The sequence below is a fragment of the Parabacteroides distasonis ATCC 8503 genome (assembly GCF_000012845.1).
Classification (GTDB): domain Bacteria; phylum Bacteroidota; class Bacteroidia; order Bacteroidales; family Tannerellaceae; genus Parabacteroides; species Parabacteroides distasonis.
Map to the genome: position 1 here is coordinate 3,279,112 of NC_009615.1, position 25,694 is coordinate 3,304,805.

General features: G+C 44.7%; 18 protein-coding genes and 1 tRNA gene. 9 read left to right on the forward strand and 10 right to left on the reverse strand.

The features are described from left to right. Positions 1 to 20: 20 nt before the first annotated feature. Positions 21 to 1,166 (forward strand): DUF6051 family protein, encoded by a 1,146-nt coding sequence (locus BDI_RS13750; protein ID WP_011966971.1) that lies wholly within the window; start codon positions 21 to 23, stop codon positions 1,164 to 1,166. Between the two features lie 109 nt (positions 1,167 to 1,275). On the opposite strand, the gene BDI_RS13755 is transcribed toward BDI_RS13750, so the two are convergent. From BDI_RS13755 to BDI_RS13765, 3 genes are all read right to left on the reverse strand, one after another. Then, positions 1,276 to 1,349: transfer RNA gene (locus BDI_RS13755), tRNA-Ile, on the reverse strand. 77 nt (positions 1,350 to 1,426) lie between these two features. Continuing rightward, positions 1,427 to 2,552, reverse strand: a protein-coding gene (prfB, locus tag BDI_RS13760) for a peptide chain release factor 2 (RefSeq protein ID WP_121956209.1) whose coding sequence is annotated in 2 segments (ribosomal slippage) — positions 1,427 to 2,488 and positions 2,490 to 2,552 — 1,125 coding nt in all. Because the reading frame shifts where the segments join, the coding sequence is not laid out codon by codon here. A 62-nt stretch (positions 2,553 to 2,614) separates the two neighbouring features. Further along, the gene (locus tag BDI_RS13765) at positions 2,615 to 4,420 is read right to left on the reverse strand and encodes an AMP-dependent synthetase/ligase (RefSeq protein ID WP_005860830.1); all 1,806 of its coding nucleotides are present in this window, start codon (positions 4,418 to 4,420) and stop codon (positions 2,615 to 2,617) included. 187 nt (positions 4,421 to 4,607) lie between these two features. On the opposite strand from BDI_RS13765, the gene BDI_RS13770 reads away from it, so the two are divergent. After that, positions 4,608 to 4,934, forward strand: a complete 327-nt coding sequence (locus BDI_RS13770; protein WP_009018680.1) for a PadR family transcriptional regulator — start codon at positions 4,608 to 4,610, stop codon at positions 4,932 to 4,934. A gap of 12 nt (positions 4,935 to 4,946) precedes the next feature. After that, positions 4,947 to 6,059 (forward strand): PspC domain-containing protein, encoded by a 1,113-nt coding sequence (locus tag BDI_RS13775; RefSeq protein WP_009018681.1) that lies wholly within the window; start codon positions 4,947 to 4,949, stop codon positions 6,057 to 6,059. A 241-nt stretch (positions 6,060 to 6,300) separates the two neighbouring features. Here BDI_RS13775 and BDI_RS13780 read toward each other — a convergent pair whose 3' ends face one another. The 3 genes from BDI_RS13780 to BDI_RS13790 all read right to left on the reverse strand — a co-directional run bounded on the left by BDI_RS13780 (position 6,301) and on the right by BDI_RS13790 (position 8,536). Next, positions 6,301 to 6,696 carry an HIT family protein gene (locus tag BDI_RS13780; protein ID WP_005860824.1) on the reverse strand — a complete coding sequence of 132 codons (396 nt, stop codon included), beginning with the start codon at positions 6,694 to 6,696 and terminating at the stop codon, positions 6,301 to 6,303. Positions 6,697 to 6,710: 14 nt separating this feature from the next. After that, entirely contained in the window at positions 6,711 to 7,181 is a 471-nt protein-coding gene (gene greA, locus BDI_RS13785; RefSeq protein WP_005860822.1) for a transcription elongation factor GreA, read from the reverse strand. A 197-nt stretch (positions 7,182 to 7,378) separates the two neighbouring features. Then, on the reverse strand, positions 7,379 to 8,536 hold the full coding sequence (locus tag BDI_RS13790; protein WP_011966972.1) for a TlpA disulfide reductase family protein: 1,158 nt from the start codon (positions 8,534 to 8,536) through the stop codon (positions 7,379 to 7,381). 203 nt (positions 8,537 to 8,739) lie between these two features. On the opposite strand from BDI_RS13790, the gene pnp reads away from it, so the two are divergent. Continuing rightward, positions 8,740 to 10,980, forward strand: coding sequence for a polyribonucleotide nucleotidyltransferase (pnp, locus tag BDI_RS13795; protein ID WP_005860818.1), 2,241 nt, complete (start codon positions 8,740 to 8,742; stop codon positions 10,978 to 10,980). A gap of 606 nt (positions 10,981 to 11,586) precedes the next feature. After that, complete coding sequence (locus BDI_RS20930) at positions 11,587 to 11,754, forward strand: hypothetical protein (RefSeq protein WP_011966973.1); 168 nt, start codon at positions 11,587 to 11,589, stop codon at positions 11,752 to 11,754. Positions 11,755 to 11,907: 153 nt separating this feature from the next. Here BDI_RS20930 and BDI_RS13805 read toward each other — a convergent pair whose 3' ends face one another. Continuing rightward, entirely contained in the window at positions 11,908 to 12,369 is a 462-nt protein-coding gene (locus BDI_RS13805; protein ID WP_005860816.1) for an outer membrane beta-barrel protein, read from the reverse strand. Positions 12,370 to 12,470: 101 nt separating this feature from the next. After that, positions 12,471 to 14,210 carry a tetratricopeptide repeat protein gene (locus BDI_RS13810; RefSeq protein ID WP_005860814.1) on the reverse strand — a complete coding sequence of 580 codons (1,740 nt, stop codon included), beginning with the start codon at positions 14,208 to 14,210 and terminating at the stop codon, positions 12,471 to 12,473. A gap of 244 nt (positions 14,211 to 14,454) precedes the next feature. Between BDI_RS13810 and BDI_RS13815 the strand changes: the two genes are divergently transcribed. Beyond that, entirely contained in the window at positions 14,455 to 15,654 is a 1,200-nt protein-coding gene (locus BDI_RS13815) for an ATP-binding protein (protein ID WP_049762390.1), read from the forward strand. 89 nt (positions 15,655 to 15,743) lie between these two features. On the opposite strand, the gene BDI_RS13820 is transcribed toward BDI_RS13815, so the two are convergent. Next, entirely contained in the window at positions 15,744 to 17,372 is a 1,629-nt protein-coding gene (locus BDI_RS13820) for a fumarate hydratase (RefSeq protein ID WP_005860810.1), read from the reverse strand. Positions 17,373 to 17,497: 125 nt separating this feature from the next. On the opposite strand from BDI_RS13820, the gene BDI_RS13825 reads away from it, so the two are divergent. The 3 genes from BDI_RS13825 to BDI_RS13835 all read left to right on the forward strand — a co-directional run bounded on the left by BDI_RS13825 (position 17,498) and on the right by BDI_RS13835 (position 23,664). Continuing rightward, a complete protein-coding gene (locus BDI_RS13825; protein WP_005860808.1) occupies positions 17,498 to 19,747 on the forward strand; it encodes a trypsin-like peptidase domain-containing protein in 2,250 nt (749 codons plus the stop codon). A gap of 265 nt (positions 19,748 to 20,012) precedes the next feature. Beyond that, on the forward strand, positions 20,013 to 21,704 hold the full coding sequence (locus BDI_RS13830; RefSeq protein ID WP_011966975.1) for a hypothetical protein: 1,692 nt from the start codon (positions 20,013 to 20,015) through the stop codon (positions 21,702 to 21,704). Positions 21,705 to 21,912: 208 nt separating this feature from the next. Then, positions 21,913 to 23,664, forward strand: a complete 1,752-nt coding sequence (locus tag BDI_RS13835; protein ID WP_011966976.1) for an LruC domain-containing protein — start codon at positions 21,913 to 21,915, stop codon at positions 23,662 to 23,664. A 105-nt stretch (positions 23,665 to 23,769) separates the two neighbouring features. On the opposite strand, the gene typA is transcribed toward BDI_RS13835, so the two are convergent. Beyond that, the gene (gene typA, locus BDI_RS13840) at positions 23,770 to 25,566 is read right to left on the reverse strand and encodes a translational GTPase TypA (RefSeq protein WP_005860802.1); all 1,797 of its coding nucleotides are present in this window, start codon (positions 25,564 to 25,566) and stop codon (positions 23,770 to 23,772) included. Positions 25,567 to 25,694: the final 128 nt, after the last annotated feature.

Genomic DNA, 25,694 nt, shown 5'->3' on the forward strand with positions numbered 1-25,694 from the left:
CAGTAAAAAATCAGAGGATTATGGATATTTCACTTCGTACTAAGCAACTGAACAGTCTTTTCTCTTATGACAAAAAGACTGAATTGGAAGAGAGCCATCTGGAGATCATCCCGTTTCGCTTCACCCAGACCCGTGGCGCCAGCGAGATCGACGAGTTCCAGAAGGGACTTACCCCCACCGGATTCTGTCCGATGACAGACGATCGTATCCAAGAGAACAAATCTTTCTCGTATGCCATATTCACGCCCTCGGGACGTAAAAAGAATAATGAGGCGATTATCCTGTTGCATGGCCTGAACGAGCGGACTTGGGAAAAATACCTCACATGGGCGGAATACCTCACCCATACGACCGGTAAGCCGGTCATCCTGTTCCCGATCGCTTTCCATATGAACCGTACCCCGGGATTATGGGCCAATCCCCGCGCGATCCTCCCTTGGGTAAGCAAACGCAAGGAGGAGGTAGCGAACGTGACGAACTCCACCTTCGCCAACGTGGCCCTCAGCAGCCGGCTATCCCAAAACCCGTTACGCTTTTACGCCTCGGGCAGAGAATCCGTTTATAATATGTGGCAATTGGTTCATGAGATCAAGAACGGCGAGCATCCTTTGTTCAAGGAAGATACGTCCATCAACTTATTCGCTTATTCCATCGGGGCGTTACTCTCGCAGGTCTTGTTATTAGCGAATCCGGACAAGATGTTTACGGACACCCGTTTATTCATGTTTTGCGGTGGCTCCATCTTCAGTGAGATGGATGGCAACGCCCGTGATATCATGGACAAGGAGGCGTTCGCCAAGGTACGCCATTACTTCCGGCATGATTTCTTGGAGAATCGTACGCTTCCCACCTCGTTCAAGAATGATTTTCTGGAGCAAGCCTTTAAGGCCATGGTACGTGAGGATGTGTTACGAGATTACCGGGAGTCGTTCTTCCAACGGACTTGCGATCGTATTCGGGCGATCTCATTGAAAAAAGATATCGTTATGCCTACTGGCGGGGTGATCAAGGCTTTAGGAAAAGCGTCCGGCAAGATATTGGAAGAACTGGATTTCCCGTTCGCTTACTCCCATCAAATCCCCTTCCCTACACACTCCCGTATCGATCCGGGCCTGATCAACCAAGCCTTTCATTCCATATTCACGAGGGCGGCGGCGTTTCTCTAAAGAGATCACAAATTGTGACCTCAAACACTCATATTCTTTTTTAGTTCATGCAGGTACAATAAAAAATCGCTAAATAACTAATATTACGTTATTTAGCGATCATCCGTCGTGGTCCCACTTGGGCTTGAACCAAGGACTCCCTGATTATGAGTCAGGTGCTCTAACCAACTGAGCTATAGGACCTGTTCAGAGCTAGGCTCTGAAATCGGGTGCAATATTACGATTTATTATCGAGATATGCAAATGTTAAAGGGAAAAACTTATTTTTCCGCACTTTCTTCTCCGGCGAACTCCATCAAGTATGCTTTGATGAAATCGTCGATCTTTCCATCCATCACACCGTTCACGTCGGAAGTCTGGTAGTTCGTACGATGGTCTTTTACGCGACGGTCATCGAATACGTAACTACGGATCTGCGAACCCCACTCGATCTTTTTCTTTCCGGCCTCCACCTTGGCCTGCTCGGCCATGCGATGCTGCAACTCCTTATCGTAAAGGATGGAACGCAATTGACGCATAGCGTTCTCACGGTTCTTGGGTTGGTCGCGAGTCTCGGTATTCTCGATCAAGATCTCTTCTTCCTCACCTGTATACGGGTCCTTGAACTGATAACGCAAGCGAACTCCGGATTCCACCTTGTTCACGTTCTGTCCTCCGGCGCCGCCCGAACGGAACGTATCCCAAGAGATAGCCGCCGTCTCTACCTTTACCTCGATCGTATCATCCACCAACGGGGTGACGAATACGGAGGCGAAAGAGGTCATTCGTTTACCTTGGGCGTTGTAAGGAGATACACGTACCAAACGATGCACGCCATTCTCGCTCTTTAGATAGCCATAGGCATAATCGCCCTCAATATTGAAGGTCACGGTCTTGATACCGGCCTCATCCCCTTCCTGATAGTTGGCGATAGAGATCTTATAACCGTTATTCTCAGCCCAACGCTGATACATACGCATCAACATGGAAGCCCAATCTTGGCTCTCGGTACCACCGGCACCCGAGTTGATCTTGAGCACGCAGCTCATTTGATCAGCCTCGTCGCGAAGCATATTGCGGAACTCCAAGTCTTCCAGTAAATGAAGGGCCTTCTTATAAGCCGCGTCCACCTCTTCCTCGGTGATAATCTCTTCCTTTACATATTCGTAAGCCAACTCTAGCTCCTCAGCCGCCGCATGTACCTCACCGTAAAGCTCGATCCATTTCTTTAGCTCCTTTACTTTCTTCATCTGGACTTCCGCACGTTTGGCGTCTTCCCAGAAACCGGGGTCTTGCGTACGTAGCTCCTCCTCTTCTAACTGAATGGTCTTGCTATCGATGTCAAAGATACCCCCTCAGCGCCTTATCGCGCTCCAACACGTCATGTAGTTGGTCTGATGTGATCATATGTTCTTTTCTTTTTTAAATTTACCGCAAAGATAAGAAATAGTTGATAGCCGACAAACTCGTTATTCCTCGTACATCGCCTCTATCTCGGTAGCGTACTTCTGCAATACGACCGGACGGCGCAACTTTAGCGTATCCGTCAGCTCACATCCCATCATGAAAGGTTCCGGCAACAAGGTAAAGCGCTTGATCTTCTCGTAAGAAGCCAAGTTCTTCTGATGCTCCTCTACCCTAGCCTCGATGAAACGAATGATATCCTTGTTCTTCACCAACTCCTCCCGGCTCTCGAACGAGATGCCTTTTTCCCCGGCATACTTCTCCAACAATGGATAAGCCGGCACGATCAAGGCGCTCACGAACTTACGTTGATCGCCGATAACAGCGATTTGCTCGATATAATTATCACCGCTCATCACCATCTCGATCGCTTGCGGGGCGATATATTTTCCGTTTGAAGTCTTATACAAATCCTTGATTCGTTCCGTAAAGAATAACGTATTACCCTCCAAACGACCAGCGTCGCCGGTACGGAAGAAACCATCTTCGGTGAAAGCCCTCTTCGTCTCTTCCGGTTTATTATAATATCCGGACATCACGGTCTTGCCTTTCACCAAGATCTCGTTATTCCCCGGATCTATTTTCACTTGAACTCCCGGCATTACCTCACCAATAGAACCAAACTGGAATCCGATCTCCGGGTAGAAACAAACCGTAGCCGTCGTCTCGCTCAGTCCATAACCATAAGCGATCGGGATATTCACGGACTGCAAGAACTCATTAACCGTATCCGATAACGGAGCGCCCGCCACCGGGAAAAACCGTCCACGCTCAATACCCAATACCCTTTTCAATAAGGTGAAAACCGTTTTATTGTAAAATTGAAACTTCAACTTCAAACCACACGGGGCCGGAATACCTTTATTCTTATACTCCAGATTATACTTTCGCCCGGTCTCGATAGCATCCAAGAAAATCTTCTTCATGGCCGGAGAGGCGGAGTTGATCTTCTCGTGTACGCCCGCATACACCTTCTCCCAGAAACGAGGCACATTGCACATCAAAGTAGGATGAACCTCCGGCAATGTCTTCTGGATCATTTTCGGGTCTTGGTTGATAGCGATCGTAACCCCTTTATGGAGACAATAATAGCACCAAGCTTTCTCGAAGATATGAGTCATTGGCAAGAAACTCATGGATAGATCCTTGTCGGTTACCAGAGGCAGACGGACATCATGTATCCGCATCGCCTCCAGATAGCAAGAATGAGGAAGCATTACGCCTTTCGACTCACCTGTCGTACCGGACGTATATATAATGGTAGCCAGATCCTCCGGAACGGCTTCCGTCATACGTATTTTCACCGTGCTCTCCGCATGCGCGTTATCCCCCAAGCGCAAGAAATCATCAAAATAAATGGACGTCTTATCTTCCGGATTCATCTTGACCGCCGGATCAAAGACAACCAGACGCTCCAGATACTTAGAGTCCTTCTGTACCTTGAAAGCGTTATTATACTGCAATTGCTCACCCACGAACAACGTGCGGATCTTAGCGTCATTGATGATGTACTCGATTTGTCCCGGAGAATTCGTCGCGTACATCGGGATGGAAACCACCCGGTTACCATACGCACCGAAGTCCGTATATAAACACTGAGGCATATTCTGGGAATAAACTCCGATATTCTCTTGTACCTTTATCCCGAACTCAGCCATCGCCTTGGCCGTAAGCATAACTTTATCGGAAAACTCCCTCCAAGAAATCTTCAACCATTTCCCCGTAGCGTTATCTCTATGTTTCAACGCTGTACGGTTCCCATATTTCTCTGCCTGACGGTGTATTAACTCGGCGAAATGATAATAAATCATAATTCCTTATTTTGAATTGATACCGCGAAAGTACGCTTTTCTCTTCTAAAAGACACGACATCAGTCCTTTTTTTACACATAATTGCTCTTTTTGTGCAAGTATTCGGTTAAATAATAATAATTCATAGTAGCATGTATTGCATAGTACATATGTAATACATACATTTGTAGCATAAAATTAAAAGAGATGAATGCAGAGAACGTAAAATCACAAATGAGGAAAGGGACGCTGGAATATTGCATCCTCCTGCTTCTCAAAAAAGAACCCGCTTACACCTCTGATATCATTCAGAAGTTACAAGAAGCGAAGTTGATCGTTGTGGAAGGCACTTTATATCCTCTTTTAACCCGATTAAAGAATAGCGAGCTATTAAGTTATCAGTGGATAGAATCTACGCAAGGACCGCCACGCAAGTATTACCAACTGACCGAGAAAGGAGAACTATTCCTCGGCGAGCTGGAGACCTCATGGCAGGAACTAAATAATACAATAAACCACATCAGAAACAATTAAAACGAAAGAGTGATGAAGAAGACACTTACTGTTAATCTGGGAGGCACAGTTTTCCACATTGACGAAGACGCATACCAATTATTAGACAAATATCTGTCGAACCTGCGTATCCACTTCCGCAAAGAAGAAGGTTCGGATGAGATCATGGATGATTTCGAGATGCGTATCTCGGAGCTTCTTAACGAGCGTATCCGCTTAGGCTACGAAGTCATCACGATCGAGCAGGTAGAGGAAGTGATCAAACGGATGGGTAAGCCGGAAGAGATTTTCGAGGAGGAAGAGAAAAGCACCGACCACGAGGATAATTACCGGACGCAACAACAGGAGACTCATGCCCAGACGACCAAGAAACGCTTGATGCGTGACCCGGACAACCGTATTCTGGGAGGTGTCGCCGGAGGTTTCGCCGCCTACATGGATTGGGACCCGACTGCCGTACGTATCGTGCTTTTCCTTCTGATGTTCTTCTATGGAATCACGGTTCCGCTTTACTTCTTGTTGTGGATCATAGTACCGATGGCACGCACGGCGACCGAGAAACTCGAGATGCGCGGGCAAAGCGTGACGGTGGAGAATATCGGAAAGACCGTGACAGATGGATTCGAGAAAGTCAGCAATAACGTGAACGACTTCATCAGCTCGGATAAGCCGAGGAACTTCTTCCAAAAGCTGGCGGATGTTTTCGTTCTGGTCATCGGGTTCATCTTGAAGTTTTTCATCATATTAGCCGGAATCTTCTTGTTGCCGCCGCTAGTACTAGTCGTATTCATTCTGGTAGTCGTAACATTCGCTTTGCTCATGGGTGGAGCCGGATTCATCTATAATCTCTCTCCGTTCGGAGCGGACTTGATAAACGGAGCACCGCTGTCAATGGCAATCATGGGATGCATAGGGACGATCTTATTCATCGGCATCCCCATATTCTCCCTGATATACGCGATTTGCTGCCAATTGTTCAAGGTACGTCCCTTACCGACGCAAGCAAGATGGATATTATTAGCCTTATGGCTTATCTCCCTTGTATTATGTGGCGTATATATCCATCAATCCGGTATGCTATATGACTGGCATGATTACTGGAACGGTGTACACGGTTGGAACAGGCATGCCGTTTGGCTCCCCTAATCCTATTCGAAGATGTAAGATGAAGATATCAATTTAGTAGTTTATAATGTTTATTGTGTGTTTAAAAAAAGAAGGCCGCTCTGTCACAGAGGGGCCTTTCTTCTAAGGTTAACAAATTTATGAGTAAAAACCACTAATGAATCATATTAATGATTTGCTGTCCCCTTTGCATGATATTGTCACGCATAAAACAGCGGGTACAAATATAACCAATTTTTTATAATTAAAAAATTATATTCAATTATTTGAATTCTTTTCTAATCTTAGCGGCGATCTCGGCCAATTCTTCTTGACTTACAGCCAATTTCTTCCCGCCGAAATACATATCGGACTCCTTCGTGATAGGAATCAAATGGATATGCGCATGGGGCACTTCCAAACCCATGACAGCCAATCCTACACGCTTACACTCGATAGCGGTCTCTTGAGCACGAGCTACCCGTTTAGCGAAAGCTACCATCCGTCCCAGCATCGGATCATCGATATCAAAGATATAATCGACCTCCTTCTTAGGAATTACCAAGGTATGCCCCAAGGCTACCGGATTGATATCGAGGAAAGCAAAAAACTCATCGTCTTCCGCAACCTTGTGGCTAGGGATCTCACCCGCCACGATTCTACTGAAAATAGTTGCCATACGTCTTTCTGTTTTTAAATTGAAATATCCATAATCTCAAACGTCATCAAGCCGGAAGGCACACGGATCTCAACGACATCCCCTACCTTCTTTCCCATCAAACCTTGGGCGATCGGCGTGCTTACGGAGATCTTTCCTTCTTTTAGGTTAGCCTCCGAATCCGATACCAACGTGTAGGTCATGACAGCGTTATTCTTCGTATTCTTAATTTTCACCTTGTTCAAAATCTGAACCTCATCAGTTTTCACACGACTCTCATCGATCAGACGGGCGTTTGAGATCAAACCTTTTAACTGCGCAAGCTTAGCCTCCATGATACCTTGAGCCTCTTTGGCGGCATCGTACTCAGCGTTCTCGGATAAGTCACCCTTATCCCTCGCCTCAGCGATCTGGGCTGATATTTCAGGGCGCTTCACGGTCTCCAAATAGTTGATTTCAGCTAAAATCTTATCGTAGCCGTCCTTTGTCATATAACTAACAGCCATACTAAATCCTCCTTATTCTTTATATTAATATTGATTGATTATCGCATAATAAAAAAGAATCCCGACCAAGTCATATGGCCGGAACTCCCCTTTTTTATCATTTCAAGACTCCGCAAAGTTAGGTTATCTTTCTAAGATGAACAAGTTTACGAAAGTGCTTTATAACATATAAATCTGATGATTAAATCATGAACAATTTACAATACGGACTTGATGTCAGCCTCAAGTTTCTTCACGTCGTCCACCCGTTTAACCAAGTTTCCCTTGCGATCCAAGATAAAGATCGCCGGAAGCTGTTTCACGTTATACAACGCTGCGGTCTGAGAGTAAACCGACTGTGGATCACGCACGCAAGTCCAAGGTAAATTAGAAGCGGCGTTCTTCCAGAAGTGAAGATCACTATCCAAAGAGATCTGGTAAATCTCCAAGCCCTTATCGTGGTACCTCGTATATAAATCGCCAAATTCCATATTCAAGGCAGGAGACCATTCGGACATATAGGCCGTGAAGTTGATCAACACCACCTTACCTGTAGCGACAGAAGACAATTTCGTGTTTTCCCCATGTACATCCGGCAACTCGATATCCAAGAAACTAACCTCTTTCTTCTCCACCTTATCCAAGTCCATCGGGCGCTGGCTACGAATCACCTTTATCGATTGAAGAGCCAAGTTATACAGATGCTTAGCACGAGGGCTTTCCGGATAATAGTGATCGAAGCTGGTGGCTACGGCGCCATAAGCCTTCGAGTCGTTCTTGTCATACAAATCGAAGAACAGCAAGCCGTCAATTTGCTGGAACAAGGCAAAGTAAGCGGCAGCGGACATCGGGGCGGAATAAATATACTTACGAGCCACGTCCTTATAAGCCTCGGCGGCCTCGAGCACATGGCGGGAATATACGGAATCCGCCAACAGACCGGACTCAGATTCTTTCCGTAAACGATGGATCGCTTGGTTCGCATCTAATTGAGCCAAGGTAATATTCTTGATCGCCTTGCAATTCTCTGAGCCCTCCACGCTATAAGAAGTAGCGAAAGTCCCGGCATCGGCCACGAATGAGATCGTCTCCGTAGAATCTACCGAGAAGTTGATCAATTGGTTATTCAGACGCAAGCGATAAAAATCCGGGAATGCCGGACGAGGCTTCGTAAAGCTGAATTTACCGGCCGCCGTCAGTTTTACGGAGTCCATCAACTCTACCGTCGACACACCTACATTCTCCAGATACATCATCTGGCCGTCTGCGCCGGACACTACACCTTCCACCGTAAAATCAGAATTCTTCTTACAAGCCGTGAACAAAAGCAACATAACACACAGCACAGCGAGTAAATTCGTAGATATTTGTTTCATTATTCCAGTTTGTCTATATTACTAATCCGGTGCAAATATACATTATTTTACAATTGTGGCACTATTATTCCGTATTTCTTCAAGGCTTTTTTCAAAAAAAGTGCTTTAAGACTGTTATTTCTTTTCATTTTCATGCAATTACAGGTAAACTTTCATTACATTTGCACCAATTTTTGACAGATAGAAAAATAAGAAAAAAGATTATGCTTAATCCAATTAACAAGACGATCGAGTTAGGTGATGGAAGAACCATTACCATCGAAACCGGGAAATTGGCCAAACAGGCGGACGGAGCGGTTACCGTTCGTATGAACAACACCGTGTTGCTCGCCACTGTTTGTGCCGCTAAAGACGCGAACCCGGGTGTTGACTTCATGCCGTTGCAAGTAGAATACAAAGAGAAATACTCCGCTTTTGGACGTTTCCCCGGAGGTTTTACAAAAAGAGAAGGAAAAGCTTCTGATTATGAAATCCTCACATCTCGTTTAGTAGACCGTGCGTTGCGTCCTCTTTTCCCAGACAACTACCACGCTGAGGTATATGTAAATATTATATTGTTCTCCGCTGATGGCGAAGATTTGCCGGACGCATTAGCAGGTTTGGCCGCTTCCGCCGCTTTGGCAGTTTCTGATATTCCTTTTAACGGACCGATCTCTGAGGTTCGCGTAGCTCGTACGGATGGAAAATACATCGTCAACCCAACTTCCGCAGAATTGGAGAAAGCTGATATCGACATCATGGTTGCCGCTACCATAGACAACATCATGATGGTTGAGGGTGAAATGAACGAGGTTCAGGAATCTGAGATGCTTGAGGCTATCAAGGTCGCTCACGAGGCTATCAAGGTACAATGCAAGGCTCAATTGGAATTATCCGAGGCTTGCGGCAAATTGGTAAAACGTGAATATTGCCACGAGGTAAACGATGACGAGTTGCGCAAGGACGTACACGACAAATGTTACGCCAAGGCTTACGCCGTAGCCACATCTGGTAGCGGCAAGCACGAACGCAGCGAGGCATTCGAGAAAATCGTAGAAGAATACAAGGCTCAATTCTCCGAGGAGGAGTTGACGGACGAGAAACTGGAAATGATCGGTCGCTACTATCACGATGTAGAGAAAGAGGCTATGCGCCGTGCCATCCTTGATGAGGGTAAGCGTTTGGATGGTCGTAAGACTACCGAGATCCGTCCGATCTGGATCGAGACAGATTGCCTGCCGGGTCCTCACGGTTCCGCTATCTTTACACGTGGAGAGACACAGTCTTTATCTACGGTAACTTTAGGTACGAAGTCTGATGAGAAAATGATAGACGACGTATTGAACCATGGATACGAGCGTTTCCTTTTACATTATAACTTCCCCCCATTCTCCACAGGCGAGGCCAAAGCAACACGTGGCGTAGGCCGTCGTGAGATCGGACACGGCAACTTGGCTCACCGTGCGCTGAAACGTATGATCCCGGACAACTATCCGTATGTAGTACGTGTAATCTCCGATATCTTGGAGTCTAACGGTTCTTCTTCTATGGCTACGGTTTGCGCCGGTACCTTGGCGTTGAGAGACGCAGGTGTCCCGATGAAGAAACCGGTATCCGGTATCGCTATGGGATTGATCTCCGAGAACAAGGGTACGAACTACGCGATCTTGTCTGATATCTTAGGCGACGAGGATCACTTGGGTGATATGGACTTCAAGGTAACGGGTACGAAAGACGGTATCACGGCAACTCAGATGGATATCAAGGTAGACGGTTTGTCTTACGAGATCCTTGAGAATGCTTTGGCTCAAGCTAAAGAGGGTCGTATGCATATCTTGGGCAAGATATTGGAGGCTCAACCGGAAGCTCGTGAGGATTTGAAACCTCATGCACCTCGTATCGAGACGATGATTATCGGTAAGGAATTCATCGGTGCGGTAATCGGCCCGGGCGGTAAGATCATCCAAGGTATCCAAGAGAAAACGGGAGCTACGGTATCTATCGATGAGGTAGACGGCGTAGGAAAGATCGAGATCTCCGGCACGAATAAGGCTACGATCGACGCGGCTGTCAAGGCGATCAAGGCTATCGTCGCTGTTCCTGAGATCGGAGAGGTTTATGAAGGAAAGATTTCCTCTATCATGCCTTATGGTGCATTCGTTGAGTTCATGCCGGGTAAGGATGGTTTGCTTCACATTTCCGAGATCGATTGGAAACGTCTGGAGACCGTTGAGCAAGCCGGCTTGAAGGAAGGCGATACGGTTTCTGTCAAGTTGGTTGATATCGATCCGAAGACAGGCAAGTTCAAACTTTCCCGCAAGGTATTGCTTCCGAAACCGGAAGGTTACGAGGAACGTCCGCCAAGACCAGAAAGAGGTGAGCGTGGACCTCGCCAAGATCGTGGAGACCGTGGTCCTCGTCAGGATCGTGGTGATCGCGGACCTCGCAGGGAGTACAGAGACTAAGATAAGGTCTTATACATTATATATAATCCCGGGTAGATTAAACACTATCCGGGATTTTTTTATCAAATCATCTACCACACCTACAACTATAGCTATAATCAATTGGTCATAAGTTATTTATCGGGTGGTGGTAGATAAATAGCATCTACCACTATCGGCTCGTATCTACCACCATTTACTACTTTTCAATCACAAAACACCACCGTCCCCTACTCGCCAACCGTATTATTAGTCCTATCTTTTTCAAGAAGCGACCGAAGACGGAGACATTGCTTAGCCGGCAAGCTATCTATTTGGTCATGCTTCATATATCATCTAAAAAACTGATTAATTGACATTTATAGTTTTTCTTGGTATAAAACAAAAGTTTTCCGCTATGGAAACATTTGTTTCCTCATGAGGAAACCTTAGTTTTGTGCTTACGAAACTTTAGTTTTCCCTAGGAGAAACTATTTGTTCGCCTAAGGGAAACGCTTTTCTCATGCCGGAAAAGTCAGTACTACTTACTTATCCATGGGATATATACTGCAAGTGGCATAGAAGATATACTGCGTTGGCAAGGTAAGTACTACTGATAATTTAGGATCATGTTGCCAAACATGCCTTTTGAGGGATAACGCTTCTCTTATACCTTACGGTACGTTCGTTGAGTTTATATCGGGCAAGGATGATCTGCTTCACATTTCCGAGATCGGCTGGAAGCGTCTGGAGACCGTGGTCCTCATCAAGATCGTAATGATTGCGAACCTCGCAGGGAGTACAGAGACTAAGTAAGGTCTTATACATTAATATATAATCCCGGGTAGATTAAACGCTATCCGGGATTTTATTTTATAGGACGTTACCATCTCCTAAGAAGTTCTTATATCTCGTTCTCCCAACGAATTTAGTCTTTATACTCCGTCGAACGATGTATCAAATGACCTATTAAAACTTATAGGCTACACCTGCCGCCAAAGCAAATTGCTGGAAATCCTTCGTAAGCTGGTATTTCCCTTCGGCACTTACATAAAAAGACGAGGAAATCGGATATTCCACACCAGCTCCAATATTTCCCCCAAATTCATTAGTCATGAAATGAGTATAAGTGACTCCCAGCAAAGGATAAACCTGCCATGTGTTTTTTATCGGAAATAAATAATGTACATCCGCACTAACCACATAAGAGGTACTACTGGCAAAATAGCAATCGAAAGAAGGCGACAAACGAATATGATCCGTTGCGTTCCAATTGAACTCAGCACCTAAGCGAAACGACTCAAAACTACTTGCTGTGCCGTAACCCACATTTATCCCGACACTTTTCTCTCCTTGTTGGGCAAAAACACTCAATATTTGTGTACACAAGCCCACGCAACTCAACAAAGTCAAAAGTAAAATTCTTTTCATCCCATTCATTTTTTGACTGCAAAAGTATCCGATAAGGTTGGATTCGGGGCTAAAACACTGTTCGCTTTTTGTTCGCTTTTTGTTCGCAGAGTTGTATAAGGCTAAAGACCAGCGATTAATTCATCCAGTTCATTCGGGGTTCCATCCTCTCCCTTTATTTTTTTATAAAGCCGTTTACGGGATGAGGATACGGAGGGTTTGGAGCGACCCAAGATTTTTGCCATATCAGTTACCTTGACTGATATCTTTATCAAGTAACAAATCCGGAGTTCTATCAATGACATTCCCGAATATAACTGATATAGACGATTCGTAAAATTATTGTATGTCTTATCTAACTCCTTCCGTAAAGCATTCCAATCTTCTTCCCTGATTATCTGATCTGCCTCATTCGTGGAATGGAATTTCATATAGATATCCGAATGCCTTAAATCCGACTCTAACAAATCACGCTCGGTACGCCGCAACTGTATTTGTTCATTGGTCACTTGCAAAAGTTCTTTTCGCACATGAAGCAATGAATTTGTATCTTCATGGTCTTTAGATAGTAAGGTTCCCAATTCATTCAATTTCGCGTTATTCGCTTCTACATATTGAAAACTTCTCTCATATTGTTCTTGCTTTTCCCGCTGAAGCGCCTCAAACTGCCTAGCCAACCGCTCTTTCTGCCGTTTCAGTCTATATATAAACAATAAGGTTATCGAAAGCCCCAATCCGAACAAGGATAATATCCGGTAAATACGAATCTGCATCCGGTCATTCTCGCCCTTTAGCCGTAAATTCTCAGTTTCCCGCTTTTGATAATTATATAAAGAGGTCATTTTACGGATTTCCTCCGAATCGGTTATCTTGCGGATGGAATCTTGCACTTGCTGGCCAAGACGGACATAGCGAATAGCCTCCCGATAATTCAACCGACGCTCATACAAAAGCGACAAGTACTCATAAATAGCGTCTCTAACATGTAAGTTAGGACTATCCAGGCACTTTCTTAAATAGTAATCGGCAGAATCCAATTTATTGAGTTCTAAATAAGTATTCCCCAAAACCGAATAAGTAGGATACATATTCCGGTCTACGGAATCTTTTAATGATTCAGACAAACATTCCAAAGCTTTATCATACATTACCAATTCCCGGTAAAGATCACCCAGCTCAGTCAATATACCGGAATATCGATGTCTATTTCCTGTTTCATTCGCTATAATTGCCGCTTTTTGAAAATAGAGAAGCGCACTGTCATTCTTATCGACCATATCATATACTCGGGCAATATCTCTCAGCACAAGAGAAAAACTAGTACTATCTCCTTTCAGTAATTTATACTCAGCCGCTTTCTCATACATACGGATCGCCTCTTCATATACATTCTGATAATCATAAAGCGTACCCATCTGCGAATAGACATTGGACAATAATCGGTACTTTCTCGTATCCCCCGCCACATCCAATGCCTTTTGGAAATACTTCAACGCTTCCGGGGCATCATTCAAATCCCGGTAGACACGGCCCATATAGTAATAAGACTCTAGTAATTTGTCTCGATCGCCATATGTCTCATAGAAAGCGGTGATTCGTTTGATCAAAGAATCAGAAGTATGCCGGACATACATCTTATCATTGACCTTCAAGTCGAGCAAGTCATAATACATACGCTGTTCCTCATCAAAGGACGAAAGGCTATCCCGCAATCGATCCAACAAAGGGCGGGCTTCCTCCGGATTTGTATCCGCAAGGGATTCGATCCGTGACAGGGTAGCGGGGTAAGGCTTCCCCCGATGATCGCAAGCATAAAAAGCCGAGATCAAGACCGACATCAAGAGGATGTATATACGAGGCATTGGAAATCTGTTTTATCACTTAAACGCAACAAAGGTAAAAAATTAAAGTGTAATAGTTTCATTGATATTTATACAAACTTTTGAAAGCCAATACGCAAAGTACGCTACGACCGGATACTTACAGGTTTTGCTTTTTACTCTTAACAAAAAAATACCAGATTTGCTTTTTGCCCTTAACAAATCCATGTACTTTTTGCTATCTATCTTGAATAAATCGTATATTTGTCATTCAATCAATCAGCGTATGGATAGTCTATTTATTAAACAAGAACGATTACTGGCACAAACGAGTACCCATATCATAAGGGAACTCATGAACCAAATTCACTGGGATAATCCTCTGATCGCCATCAGAGGATCAAGGGGTGTCGGAAAAACAACACTCATGTTGCAATACATCAAACTGAATTTCCAGCCGGGAAGCAGGGAGGTACTTTATTGCACGCTCGACAGCATCTATTTCAGTAATCACACCCTATCTGAACTGATTGAGCGGTTCTATTTGCAAGGAGGAAAACAATTATTCCTTGATGAAGTACATAAATATCCCACTTGGAGTAAAGAGATAAAAGAGGCCTACGACCTGTATCCATCTCTACGAATTGTTTTTAGCGGTTCTTCCCTATTGAATATATTGAATGCGGATGCCGATCTTTCCAGACGTTGCCTACCATATAATATGTACGGACTTTCTTTCCGGGAATTTCTCATGTTCTATAAGCAAATTGATATACCTGTCTATTCCCTACAAACGATACTGGAAAATCCAGGAAACATTTGCCGGGAAATAAATGAGAAATGTCGCCCCGTACAAATGTTTAACGAATATCTCCACGAAGGGTATTACCCCTTTTTTACGGGTAACAGAGAAGATTATTATATTAATATCGAGAATGTGGTCAATCTCATTATTGAGCAGGAACTCCCGTTGCTGTGTGGCGTAGATCCTGCCTATACACGGAAGCTAAAGGCTTTGATGGGTATCTTAGCTACCTCTGTTCCTTATGAGCTGGACATCACGAAACTAGCGGGAATGATCGGACTTTCCCGAAACTCTGTCATCAATTACTTACAGAATTTGGACAAGGCGGAATTGCTCAAGTTATTGTACTCGGATTTACTATCTGTCAAAAAGATGCAAAAACCGGATAAGATTTACCTACAGAATCCCAACCTATTGTACGCCATAGCTTCCGCTCCCGTACAGATCGGGACGGCAAGGGAAACTTTTGTCGTCAACCAGTTATCCGTAAATCATAACGTGGAATATGGAAAAACAAAAGGTGACTTTATCGTAGACCATACCTATACCTTCGAGGTAGGAGGAGCGGATAAAACATTCAAGCAAATAGCGGATCTCCCCGATTCCTTCATCTTGGCTGACAATATGGAGTTCGCCACCGGCAAGAAACTACCGCTGTGGATCGTGGGATTAACCTATTAAAAAAACACGTACGACTTTTTTTTTAGAAAAAAGCGGTATCCAGCTTGCCGCCGGATACCGCTTTTCATTTATCTTTACCGATCAAGGAATCAGCAACGAGGCTTGATCTGCTTGAAGAAGTCATTACCCTTGTTATCTACCAAGATAAACGCGGGGAAGTTCTCTACCTCGATCTTCCAGATCGCTTCCATACCCAATTCCGGATATTCCACGCACTCGATGCTCTTGATATTGTTCTGAGCCAAGATAGCCGCGGGGCCACCGATAGATCCTAGGTAGAAACCGCCGTGATTCTTACAAGCGTCCGTAACTTGCTGGCTACGGTTACCCTTCGCCAACATGATCATGCTACCGCCATGGCTCTGGAACAAGTCAACGTATGAGTCCATACGACCCGCGGTCGTCGGGCCCATAGAGCCACAAGCCATACCTGCCGGAGTCTTAGCCGGGCCCGCGTAATAAATAGGATGATCCTTGATATATTGGGGGAGATCCTCGCCACGGTCCAGACGCTCCTTCAGTTTAGCGTGAGCGATATCACGGCCCACGATGATCGTTCCGTTCAATGACAAACGAGTAGATACCGGATATTTATCCAATTCCTTCAAGATATCCGCCATCGGTTGGTTCAAGTTGATCTTGACAGCGTCGCCCTCACCCGCTTGGCGAAGTTCCTCCGGAATCAATTCGCCGGGATGGCTATCCAACTTCTCGATCCAGATACCTTCCTTATTGATCTTACATTTAATATTACGGTCCGCAGAGCAACTTACACCCAAACCTACCGGGCAAGAAGCGCCATGGCGAGGCAAACGGATGATGCGAACATCATGTGCCAGATATTTACCACCGAATTGAGCGCCCAAGCCAATATTCTGGGCGGCGGCCAATACCTCTTTCTCCAACTCCACGTCGCGGAAAGCACGGCCACCCTCGCTACCGGTCGTAGGCAAGCTATCATAGAAACGGGTAGATGCCAACTTCACCGTCAATAAATTCTTCTCAGCGGAAGTACCGCCAATCACGATCGCTATATGATACGGAGGACAAGCGGCCGTACCCAATGTCTTGATCTTCTCTACGAGGAAGGGAACCAATGTACCCGGATTCAAGATCGCTTTTGTCTCTTGGTATAAATAAGTCTTATTGGCGGAACCACCTCCTTTTGTCACGCAAAGGAACTCATACTCCATGCCTTCCGTAGCCTCGATATCGATCTGGGCCGGCAAGTTACATTTCGTATTTACCTCATCGTACATATTCAGCGGAGCGTTCTGGGAGTAACGAAGGTTCTCTTCCGTGTAGGTCTTGTAAACACCTAAGGAAAGCGCTTCTTCATCACAGTAACCGGTCCAGACCTGCTGGCCCTTCTCGCCGTGGATAATAGCCGTACCGGTATCTTGGCAGAAAGGAAGTACGCCTTTAGCCGCTACCTCGGCGTTGCGAAGGAATGTCAAGGCCACGTACTTATCGTTGTCCGTAGCTTCCGGATCGCTTAGGATCTTAGCGACCTGCTCGTTGTGAGAACGGCGAAGCATGAATGATACGTCGCGGAAAGCGGCGTTAGCCATAGCGGTCAAACCTTCTTTAGCGACTTTCAAGATCGGTTTTCCTTCAAACTCAGAAACGGAAACATAATCTTTTGTAAGCAAATAATACTCTGTTGTGTCCGGTCCCTTTTGGAACATCGGCTCGTAGTGAAACGGAGGTGTTGCCATATCTTTAGAATTTAATTATATATTGGTTTTATTTAAGTTTGTCCGTACTTTTCGATTGGCAAACTTAGCGAAAAAACTTGATATATAGATCATGGGGTAAAGAAATATAGTTATATTTGCCCGATATGAAAAAGTTGACCTCTTTATACATTATATTCCTGCTAACGATGCTCGGTTTTCAAGGAAATCTGAAAGCGCAGGTTAGCCACGGAGGCCGCCCGCTTCCGCTATCGCTCATGCGAAGTACAAACGGACAGATGTTTAAAGAAATGCCTCCGTTCGACGTTCAAGAGGAATTGCGTATCGACTCGCTGAATGAGAGCGACCTAAGAAGCGGTTTCCGTTTTGCCTATAAATTCATAACGGATTACAATCGGTACAACTCGGGCGTAACTTTCACCGGGCCGGATGGGACACGTGTATGGAGACTCGGGATCTACTCGCCCGGGGCCCTTTCCATCAACGTGCTCTTCACGGAATATGAACTGCCCGAAGGCGCCCAGCTCTTCCTATATAATGAGGACCAGACACAGATATTAGGCTCGTTCAATCACCTAAACAACTCGGAGTTAAACCTATTGCCGGTCTCTCCTATCCAAGGGGATCGCCTGATCATAGAATATCAAGAACCGGCTAACGCCTCTTTTCAAGGAAGACTGACCGTCGGGGAAGTCAACCATGGCTACCGGAGCTTGCGGGGGTTAGAACCGGGAGACAACACCTCACTGATCGGTAAAATTCCACCGTTAGCTTGCTATCAAGATGGGACAAACGATTACGCCCAATGGGGGCAAAGCGTCGTTCTCCTGATCATAGACGGAAGCGTAGGGTGCACGGGCACCCTGATAAATAATACGGACAATGACGGAAAGCCTTATCTACTCACCGCCTCCCATTGCCTGAACAAGCAATTCACGATGAAAAACCCCGATTATGAGAAAATAGCCGGAAGCATCGTCTGCTTTTTCAACTTCAACAGTCCTTTCTGCGACCCGATCCTAAGGGGAACAGAAGAGATGTCTACCGCATCCACTTACTTCAAGGCGGTTAATGAAATGGCAGACATGGCCTTGTTGGAACTTACCGCCACACCTCCGGTTTATTACAGGCCTTATTACGCGGGCTGGAACGCACAAGAGGTAGGACCTGCCCCCTATACGTGCATCCAACATCCCCAATACTCGGTAAAGCGAATCAGTATATCCGATGAGGATCTGGCTCCCTTTACCTTGACAGATCCAAACATGATTTTTTACAAGAACGCTCATTGGCATGTCAAGACTTGGGAAGTAGGTTATACGGCCAGCGGTTCCTCCGGATCTCCTTTATTCAATGCCGACGGAGAGATTATCGGAGCGTTATCCGGCGGGCAGTCCAGCGAGAATAGCCCGAAGGATGATTACTTCTTCTCTTTGATGAAACCATGGGACGCAATCGATACCCCCGAGAGACAGCTCAAATATTGGCTGAACCCGTCCAATGACGAGACCAAGGTTTGTGAGGGACTTGATCCGTATAAATCAGCCCCTTGTTTCCGGTTGAGCAACATCTATGACTCCGGTAATCAAGAAAACGCCGAATGTACGCTCTATCCCGGGTCTGAAAAAGCGTATTTATTCGGGAACAACCCCGCCAATATCACTGAATATGCGGAAGCTTACCAAGTAGCCGAAGCGGGTACCTTATACGGAGCTTATTTCGTAACACCGCCTGCCGGAGCGAATTACAAACAGATGGAAGTGGAAGTTACCGTTTACAGCGGCGACTCTAAGCCCTCTACATTATTATATACGGAGACATTCCAACCCACCTATAGCAATAAATCGATATTGGACGATACGTTTATTGAGACCGCTAAATCCCTAAATCGGTCACAGGAAAGTTATATCCATTTCTCCAAGCCCGTGAACGTCAGCGGAAAGTTCTACATCGGCTATAAGCTCAAGAGCGTCCCGGAGAACACGTATTTCTCCGCTTACAATTTGCCCAAAGGCAAAACGACCCGGAATACGGCTTGGGTTCATGATAAAAACGGCTGGAGACAAGCTACCGAATATACGCAAGCAGGTTTTAGCACCTCCTTGTTTATCGATCCCGTCATTCAATACGGTAACCCCATCAGCAACGAAAAGCTCGAGGCGAACGAGCAGGTACTCATTCATCTCGGTCCGGAGAAAGGCATGGTACACCTTGTTTTGCCGGATGGAATGGAGAAAGCGACTTATACATTGCACTCGGCACAAGGAAAAGTGTCGGAAAACGGAGAGATCACGGACAGGCAAGCTACACTCCATTTCCTAAAATTAACATCTGGAGTCTACTTTCTAACCGTGCATTATGGCGAGGAGCATTATACACAAAAGATTATATTTTAATCAAAAAATATACAATAAGAGTTCTGGGAAACCATCCATTGAAAAGAATGGCAAGAGGTACACAGCCATATTTTTTCAATAATTCTACCCATATTTTATGTATAAAACAAGCCTAGGATTCATTAATAAGTATTAATTAAAAAGATTTTATCGCTTCTTTGCTATCCATAACAAAAAAATACTTTAGTTTTGCACGATAATGGCTAAGGGATAATTTGGAAGTGAATATATTAACATAGTAACATTTTAAACTTACATCAAGATTATGAACAAAAAGTTTTTATTGCCATTCTTCGTATTGGCAGCCATTTTAACTCTTTCTTCTTGTTCAAACAAGTTGAAACCGTTGGCAGAACAGTACATTAAAGCAGAGCCGCAGCCGCTAGAGGCTATCGGAGGCAAAGTTCCTGTAACGATCAACGCGACTTTCCCCGCTAAATGGTTCAACAAGAAAGCTGTTGTAACTGTAACTCCGGTATTGCGTTACCAGGGTGGCGAAGCTTGGGGCACTTCTTACACTTACCAAGGTGAGAAAGTAAAAGGTAACAACCAAGTAATCCCTCAAAAAGAAGGCGCTAACGTAACTATGAAGTCTTCTTTCACTTACAAACCCGAGATGAAAAAATCAGAATTGTATTTGACTTTCGACGCGAAGATCAAAAACAAGACTGTTAAATTGCCGGACGTAAAGATCGGTGAAGGCGTTATCGCTACTTCCGAATTGGCAGACGCAGCTACTGCTACAGCAGCTATCGCAGCTGATAAATTCCAACGTATTATCAAAGAGGCTCATGACGCTAACATCATGTTCTTGATCCAACAAGCTAACCTTCGCGCTCAAGAATTGAATTCTGACGCTATCAAAGAATGGAAAGATCTTGTTAAGAACGCAGACGAGGCTCCGAACCAGAATGTAGCTATCGAGATCAGCGCTTACGCTTCTCCTGATGGTGGTTTCAAATTGAACAACACGTTGGCTGAGAATCGTGAAGGAAACACTACGAAATATTTGAACAAGGAATTGAAGAAGATGAAAGTTGACGCTCCGGTTGACGCTCGTTACACAGCTCAAGACTGGGAAGGCTTCAAGGAATTAGTTTCTGCTTCTAACTTGCAAGATAAAGACTTAGTATTGCGTGTGATCTCTATGTACCAAGATCCTGAGACAAGAGAGAAAGAAATCAAGAATATCTCCGCTGTTTACTCTGACTTGGCTGAGACTATCCTTCCGCAATTACGTCGTTCTCGTTTGACCGCTAACATCGAGATCATCGGTAAGTCTGACGACGAGATCAGCGCTTTGGCTAAGAGCAATCCTTCTGAGTTGAATATCGAGGAAATCCTTTACGCCGCTACATTGACTAACAACGACGGTGAGAAGATGGCTATCTATACAAAAGCTTCTGAATTGTATCCTAACTGCTACCGCACTTGGAACAACATCGGTATGATGGCATTCAAGGCTGGTGATTTGGCTAAGGCTGAGCAAATGTTTAACAAGTCTAACTCTGTTAAGAATAACGCTTCCGCTAACATGAACTTAGGTTTGATCGCATTAACGAAGGGTGACCAAGCTAAGGCTCAACAATTGTTCGGTAACGCTGCCGGCGTAAACGAATTGAGCGAGGCTCTTGGCGTTCTTTACTTAGAGCAAGGCGAATATGCTAAGGCTGTTAACTCTTTCGGTTCTGTTAAGACTAACAACGCTGCTTTGGCTCAGATCTTGGTTAAGGATTACAGCAAGGCTTCTCAGACTTTGAACGGTGTTGCTAAACCTGATGCTATCACCTCTTACTTGAAGGCTGTTGTTGCTGCTCGTACAAACGACGCTAACGGTGTAGTAAGCAACTTGAAGGCCGCTATCGCTGCTGACAAGAGCTTGGCTAAGGAAGCTGCTATCGACTTAGAGTTCGCTAAATATGCGACTAACTCTGACTTCTCAGCTTTAGTAAAATAATTAGAAAATATTCTTTCTAAATAAGAAAAAGACCTCATCCTTTTGGATGGGGTTTTTTTATATTCCACCCACTCAAGCCTATATTTCAGAATATTGCAACACTTCAAAATAAATATTGATTATCAATGACTTTTTATAAAATAAATCCGTAGATTTGCAAAATTCAATAAAGTTGTTGTAAATATTAATCAAATAGGGTAAAGAAATTATGAGATCACAAATCTGGAAACAAATGGTGTGGGTATTTTGTCTGCTCTTCCTTATGGAATCATGCGTTAAGCATGACATTTATCAAGGAGAAGACCCCTCGGTAGATCCTCAAGAACCTACCAAAGAAGAAGATTACATAGCCCAGTTCGAGAATTTCGAGAACATACAGGTTAACATATCTTCTCAGCATGAAGGGACCCTATATTCTATTTATTATGAATATCCTTATGAGGAAGGCTCTTTAGTCAAAGATCCTTATTTAATTGGTAAAACTCCGATCCTTATGGCTCTGGAAGTACCTACACACGTAAAGAAACTCTATATCCTAAGAGGGGATGGGGAACTTATCGAGAGCGATGTAAAGGATATCACGATCGGTAGCGGAACCAAAAGCAGTTTACGGGCTACAAATGCGATCAGTGATGAAGTCCTTCATCTGATCAATAACAAATACTTCCCGGAAAAGTCATACAATGTGAAAAGCGAAGATTTATATAGATGTTCTGATCTAAAAATCACGGAAACCGTTTTTACCAGTAGCTTTGAGAAAGCGGATATTTGGCTAACCTATATAAGCGACGGAGGAATGTCCAAAGGCAACAGTAATATGCATGGTAAAATTTGGTTCTATACATATCCCTCCGAGAAGATGGAGAACCTTACTTTAGATGACTGCACCTTCTATGGAAAAACTAATGGTGCTATCCAAGTCACTGACTTCAATACGATCAACCAAGGCGATAATTATATATTCTACTCCAAAGAAGAACAGCCAAAGGCCCAAGCAGGAGAATATACCCGAATACCCTTGGGAAGATTCGACAAGGGGCTCAACGTCGGCTTCGTATATCGAGGCACAGACCGTCCACAGTTCTCCACTCCGGCATTAAATGGGCCGGATAACAATAAAGTACCAGATAATGGGACATTCTCCCATAATTACGTAGGCCATACCTTAAAATATGGTAATTCCTCTTTCAAAATAGAGAAAAACGTAGCAAACGGCTTCATTCACCACATTCAAGAAGGTGATTTTGAAGGAAATGTACTGGGAATGGAAAATCGCTGCCCAAACTATAGGGCCTATGATGGAGACTACAACGATATGCTTTGTCTAATCGAAAGTAATCCCGTTGCCATCGAGCCGGCAGAGCCGGTAACCCCTCCCGTCATAGAATCGCAAACGAACAAGAAAGGATTCCTCTTGTTCGAAGATAATTATCCAAACCAAGGCGATTTCGATTTCAATGACGCTGTCATATATTATAATATCACAGCATATACCGATAAGAGTACCGCAGATGTTTATGCCCAGTTACTGGCTAAAGGCTGTACATTCCACAACCAATTTGGATTTAAGGACGCCAATGGACTAACTCCCTTTTTCTCCGATGTCAATGGATATGTCAATGTGAGAAAATTCGACAAGGAACCGGAAAGTGGGATTACAAAGACATTAACATATAGTGCGACTCAGCTGATCATGCCTTACATTGATAACGGGAAGGGACCGGTAAGTAAAAACGTCAAGAATACGGATCTATACCCATATGTATTGGATATTCCTTATTCGGAAAGTCAACCTTTCCGTTGGTGTATAGAGAATAAAAGCATCGACGAAGCTTATAATTTTGACCAAGATTACCGAAAGGCACATGGAGATTGGTATGAGACTCCTAAAGATGAATCGTTAGTGATACAATTTACCACTCCGGATGAAGAGAAGAAAGATCCGGAAAATAAAGAATGAAGGATACACACTCATTGAAGGATCTCTAAAATCCTAACATCATATAAAAAACGGCGGGCTTTTTAAAGGCCCGCCGTTTTTTGTATCTATTAATAGAAGAATATATTATCTACCTTGGCGCTTACGCTCTGTCTCATCCAAGATGATCTTACGCATACGCATATTATTCGGGGTGATCTCTACGTACTCATCGCCCTTGATGTACTCAAGCGCATCCTCTAGGCTGAATACGATAGGAGGAGCCAAGGAAACTTTGTCGTCCGAACCAGAGGCACGCATATTCGTCAACTTCTTGGATTTGGTAACATTTACCACCAAGTCATTGTCCTTGGTATGCTCACCAACCACCTGTCCAGCGTAAACCTCCTCGCCCGGGGCGATGAAGAAACGTCCGCGGGATTGCAAGTTATTCAGGGCATAAGCGAAAGCCTGACCTGTCTCCATAGCGATAATCGAACCATTCATACGTCGTTCGATATCACCCTTCCACGGTTGATATTCCAAGAAACGGTGTGCCATGATAGCCTCACCGGCAGAGGCGGTCAATACAGCGTTGTTCAAACCGATAATACCACGGGAAGGAATCGTGAACTCCAAGTGCATACGACCATTCTTGCTTTCCATCATGGTCATCTCGCCCTTACGTTTCGTTACCATATCGATAATACGGCTAGAGCATTCCTCCGGAAGATTCACCGTCAATTGCTCTACCGGCTCACATTTCTCACCATCGATCTCCTTGATGATAACCTGAGGCTGACCTACCTGCAACTCGTATCCCTCACGACGCATCGTCTCGATCAATACAGACAAGTGAAGCACGCCACGGCCATATACCAACCAAGAATCAGCGGAATCAGTAGGAACTACGCGTAAAGCCAAGTTCTTATCCAATTCTTTCTGCAAACGGTCAAAAATATGACGGGAAGTAACAAACTTACCATCCTTACCAAAGAACGGAGAATTGTTGATCGTGAAAAGCATAGACATCGTAGGCTCGTCGATAGCGATCGTTGGCAATGGCTCCGGCTCGTTCACGTCGGCGATAGTCTCACCGATCTCGAAACCATCGATACCGATAATAGCGCAAATATCCCCGGACTGCACGGAATCAACTTTCGTACGTCCCAAGCCCTCGAATACATCCACTTCCTTGATCCTCGATTTCACCATACTACCATCACGCTTACAAAGCATGACATCTTGGCCCTCTTTCAACTCGCCACGGTGTACACGTCCTACGGCGATACGACCTACATACTTAGAATAATCCAAAGAAGTAATCAACATCTGCGGAGTACCCTCCAACATCTTTGGTTCGGGGATATACTTGATGATCGCATCAAGCACAGCCGCGATATCCTCTTTCGGCTCCTTCCAATCCTCGGACATCCAGCCCTGCTTGGCGGAACCATAAATAGTAGGGAAGTCAAGCTGCTCCTCGGTAGCATCCAGACTAAACATCAAGTCGAATACCATTTCCTGCACTTCCGACGGGCGGCAATTCGGCTTATCCACCTTATTAATTACCACGATCGGCTTCAAACCCAGTTGAATCGCTTTTTGCAAAACAAAACGAGTCTGCGGCATAGGCCCCTCAAAGGCGTCTACCAATAGCAAACAACCATCCGCCATATTCAAGACACGCTCCACCTCGCCACCAAAGTCGGCGTGGCCCGGAGTGTCAATAATATTGATCTTATATCCCTTATAATTGATAGACACGTTCTTGGCAAGAATCGTGATACCTCGTTCCCGTTCCAGATCATTGTTATCCATGAACTGATCCGGTTCTGCCTGTCCTTCACGGAAAAGCTTACCGGCTAATAACATCTTATCCACGAGCGTCGTTTTGCCGTGGTCTACGTGCGCGATAATCGCAATGTTTCTGATCTTTTGCATTGAAGACTAATTTATTGGCTGCAAAAATACGATATTTTTACGATATATATATGACATTCATGCTTCAAAACACAAAAAAGATAGCAGAATCTATTGCAAATCAAAAAGGAATGCCTACCTTTGCGACC

What these genes read in the sequence shown, in the direction of transcription:
- BDI_RS13750 (WP_011966971.1), top strand. Translation starts at nt 21, where the DNA reads ATGGATATTTCACTTCGTACTAAGCAACTGAACAGTCTTTTCTCTTAT.
- BDI_RS13765 (WP_005860830.1), bottom strand. Translation starts at nt 4,420, where the DNA reads ATGATTTATTATCATTTCGCCGAGTTAATACACCGTCAGGCAGAGAAA.
- BDI_RS13770 (WP_009018680.1), top strand. Translation starts at nt 4,608, where the DNA reads ATGAATGCAGAGAACGTAAAATCACAAATGAGGAAAGGGACGCTGGAA.
- BDI_RS13775 (WP_009018681.1), top strand. Translation starts at nt 4,947, where the DNA reads ATGAAGAAGACACTTACTGTTAATCTGGGAGGCACAGTTTTCCACATT.
- BDI_RS13780 (WP_005860824.1), bottom strand. Translation starts at nt 6,696, where the DNA reads ATGGCAACTATTTTCAGTAGAATCGTGGCGGGTGAGATCCCTAGCCAC.
- greA (WP_005860822.1), bottom strand. Translation starts at nt 7,181, where the DNA reads ATGGCTGTTAGTTATATGACAAAGGACGGCTACGATAAGATTTTAGCT.
- BDI_RS13790 (WP_011966972.1), bottom strand. Translation starts at nt 8,536, where the DNA reads ATGAAACAAATATCTACGAATTTACTCGCTGTGCTGTGTGTTATGTTG.
- pnp (WP_005860818.1), top strand. Translation starts at nt 8,740, where the DNA reads ATGCTTAATCCAATTAACAAGACGATCGAGTTAGGTGATGGAAGAACC.
- BDI_RS13805 (WP_005860816.1), bottom strand. Translation starts at nt 12,369, where the DNA reads ATGAAAAGAATTTTACTTTTGACTTTGTTGAGTTGCGTGGGCTTGTGT.
- BDI_RS13810 (WP_005860814.1), bottom strand. Translation starts at nt 14,210, where the DNA reads ATGCCTCGTATATACATCCTCTTGATGTCGGTCTTGATCTCGGCTTTT.
- BDI_RS13815 (WP_049762390.1), top strand. Translation starts at nt 14,455, where the DNA reads ATGGATAGTCTATTTATTAAACAAGAACGATTACTGGCACAAACGAGT.
- BDI_RS13820 (WP_005860810.1), bottom strand. Translation starts at nt 17,372, where the DNA reads ATGGCAACACCTCCGTTTCACTACGAGCCGATGTTCCAAAAGGGACCG.
- BDI_RS13825 (WP_005860808.1), top strand. Translation starts at nt 17,498, where the DNA reads ATGAAAAAGTTGACCTCTTTATACATTATATTCCTGCTAACGATGCTC.
- BDI_RS13830 (WP_011966975.1), top strand. Translation starts at nt 20,013, where the DNA reads ATGAACAAAAAGTTTTTATTGCCATTCTTCGTATTGGCAGCCATTTTA.
- BDI_RS13835 (WP_011966976.1), top strand. Translation starts at nt 21,913, where the DNA reads ATGAGATCACAAATCTGGAAACAAATGGTGTGGGTATTTTGTCTGCTC.
- typA (WP_005860802.1), bottom strand. Translation starts at nt 25,566, where the DNA reads ATGCAAAAGATCAGAAACATTGCGATTATCGCGCACGTAGACCACGGC.